The following is a 2583-nucleotide window of genomic DNA, read 5'->3' as shown; positions in this document are numbered from 1 at the left end:
ACAGGTCGCGACCAAGATCCTGTTGCCCAATCCCTATGGCCGCGAGGTCGATTATATCGATGGCCTCGGTCTTACACGCGCCGAATTCAAGCTCATCAGAAACGACCTCATTCCCGAAAGCCGGCGCTTTCTGGTGAAGCAGGGCCACGATTCCATCGTTGTGGAACTCGACCTGGGCGGTCTGTCGGATGAGTTGGCTGTCCTCTCGGGCACCACCGAGACCGTCGGCATCCTCGATCAGGTCCGGGCTGAGCTTGGCGATGATCCCAGCGACTGGCTGCCCGTGTTCCACGAGCGTCGGCGCGCAACCACCAGAAGGAAAGGATAAGGTCATGAAGGCAATTCGAACGCTGGCGATCGTCGGCGCATTGGCAATGTCGGCGCCGGCGTATGCGCAGGGGATACCCGTCCACGACACCGCAACGTTCTTGCAGACGCTCTCGACGGTGAAAAACACGCTGTCGATGATCGAGCAGGGGAAGCAGCAGATTTCGCAGGCAACCGAACTCTACAACAGCGTCAACAAGCTTACGAACGTCAACCAGATCGCGTCCTCGCTCAATACCGACGCCGTTCGCCACCTTCTTCCCAGCGAAGCTCGGGACATCCAGCGATTGATGTCGTCCGATTTGTCCGGGTTGGGGAGCCTGGGCTCGTCTGCCGCCCGGATCCGCAGCAGCAACCGCATCGAACTGCCGGACCTTCGACCGGGCGCGACGGCGTTCGAACGGTCCAACCGAGATTCCATATCCCAGAATGGCGAGATGGCCGCTCGCGATGCTGCGATCGCCGAAGCGGCTTACGGGGTCACCGCCCAGCGGACGACCGGTCTCGAGGAGCTTCGCTCCTCGCTCGACAGCGCCTCAGACGCGAAAGAAGTCATGGACATTCAGGCGCGGATTGGCGTCGAAAACGCACATATTCAGAACGACGCCGTCCAGCTTCAGGCGCTTCAGATGCGGCAGGCCGCCGAGGCGAGACTGCGTTCGCAGCGAGATGATGAAAGCGGCCTCGTCAAACTTCAGCAGAGCCTGAGTAGTCGGCCGTGAAGCGGATCGCTGCGTTCCTCCCTGCTCTGACGGCCACACTCCTGAGTGGTTGCGGGCAGTCGGTCGGCAAGGCCGACCTGAAGTCCGATCCCAAGCTGCGCGCTGCAATCCTGGCTGCGTGCGCCAACGGCACCCACAACGATGCCCAGGAGTGCAGCAACGCGAAGGACGTCGAGAACGCCGACAAGCTCGAGCGTTCGCTGGGTCACAAATAAGCGAGGAACTGGCCATGGCGTCCACACTCTTCGCGGATATCTATACCAACATCGACGGGAAGCTCGATCTCTTCCTCAACGAGCGTCTCAACAACGTGATTGAGGTCGTGAGAGGACCCCTGGCGCTTGGCCTGGTCATCTACATCGCGCTGTTTGGGTACATGGTGATGCGCGGTATCGTCAGCGAGCCTTGGGGCGAGCTGGTCTACCGGATGGTCAAGCTGTGCCTGCTCTACGTTGCGGCCACGACGGTCGCTTATTCGGAGTGGATCACGAACCCGCTTTTTCACGGGATGCCGGATGCAATCTCCCAGGCGCTGGCGGGCAAGACCATCACCAGCGTCGGTGCGGTGTTCGACGATTACTTCGGGCAGGTCGATTCCATCGTCCTGATCATCCGGACGGAAGCCGCGACCTATCTCGACATCAACCCCTGGAAGCTCGTCCTGCTCACGCTGGCGGTAGCGATTTACGGTTTAGCGGGCCTTTCTGCGGCGATCGGGTTTGCGATCACCGTGTTCGCAAAGGTGGCGCTCGCCGTCGTGGTCGCGCTCGGGCCGATTTTTATCGCGCTGTCGCTCTTCGAGACCACCCGGCGGTTCTTCTACGGGTGGCTGGGACAGGTGTTCAACTACATCGTCCTGATGGCTGTGATCATCGCCATCACGGCCCTGATCACCGATCTCGGCGCTACAGCACTGACCGCGGCCGAAGGCACGCCTGACGTGACGATCGGCGCTGTATTGTTCGCGGTATATATCTTCCTCGGCACGATCTTCTTTTTCCAGGCGCCGTCGATCGCGACGGGCATCGCCGGCGGCGCTGCGGCCGGGGTCGGAGCTTTTGCGGGGTCCGCGTGGGGAACCATGGCTGCACCGTTCCAGCAAGCCCGCGCCACACGCAACAGCCGCAATCTCGAACGTGCCGCCGCTCGCGGTGGTTCGGTCAGCCGCGCCTAATGACCAGGGAAAATTCCATGACGAGTTCATCAACGCCGATCTACATCCTGCGCAGTTCGGTCGCACTGCTGATGATCCTTCCTTCCATGTCGAGCGGGGCTTCTGGCCCGAAAAAGCTGCCCGTCTGTGACGGGAAGCACATGCGCGACGTGAATATTTACGGGAGCGTCCTACCCGGCTCGCCGATCCCGGGCGTCGTAGCGCCCCCTGCCCCGCCGCCTGTCCCGCCAGTCATGCAACCGCCCGAAGGTGCATCAGCGCCGCCACCGGTTCCGGTTCCCGCGCCCGACAAGACATCCATGCGGGATGCGCCCCGCAATCATGGGAGCTGCTGACCATGCGCAGCCAGGTCGAGGGCGT

Annotated in this window: 3 protein-coding genes and 1 pseudogene; all 4 read left to right on the top strand. The window is 61.9% G+C overall.

Going from position 1 to position 2583, the window contains the following annotated elements; translation table 11 throughout:
- Positions 1 to 328: pseudogene (locus tag B7Y43_RS19800) on the top strand (transporter); the annotation flags it as partial.
- A gap of 4 nt (positions 329 to 332) precedes the next feature.
- The gene (locus tag B7Y43_RS19795) at positions 333 to 1049 is read left to right on the top strand and encodes a type IV secretion system protein (RefSeq protein ID WP_374133380.1); all 717 of its coding nucleotides are present in this window, start codon (positions 333 to 335) and stop codon (positions 1047 to 1049) included.
- On the top strand, positions 1046 to 1264 hold the full coding sequence (locus B7Y43_RS19790) for an EexN family lipoprotein (protein ID WP_374133379.1): 219 nt from the start codon (positions 1046 to 1048) through the stop codon (positions 1262 to 1264). The genes B7Y43_RS19795 and B7Y43_RS19790 overlap by 4 nt, the downstream gene beginning before the upstream one ends.
- A 14-nt stretch (positions 1265 to 1278) precedes the next feature.
- Entirely contained in the window at positions 1279 to 2223 is a 945-nt protein-coding gene (locus B7Y43_RS19785; RefSeq protein ID WP_374133378.1) for a type IV secretion system protein, read from the top strand.
- Positions 2224 to 2583 lie beyond the last annotated feature (360 nt).

The sequence above is a fragment of the Sphingomonas sp. 28-62-20 genome (genome assembly GCF_002281505.1).
This window is presented reverse-complemented; position numbering and strand designations above follow the sequence as displayed.

Coding starts and splice junctions, on each gene's coding strand:
- B7Y43_RS19795 (WP_374133380.1), top strand. CDS start 333: ATGAAGGCAATTCGAACGCTGGCGATCGTCGGCGCATTGGCAATGTCG.
- B7Y43_RS19785 (WP_374133378.1), top strand. CDS start 1,279: ATGGCGTCCACACTCTTCGCGGATATCTATACCAACATCGACGGGAAG.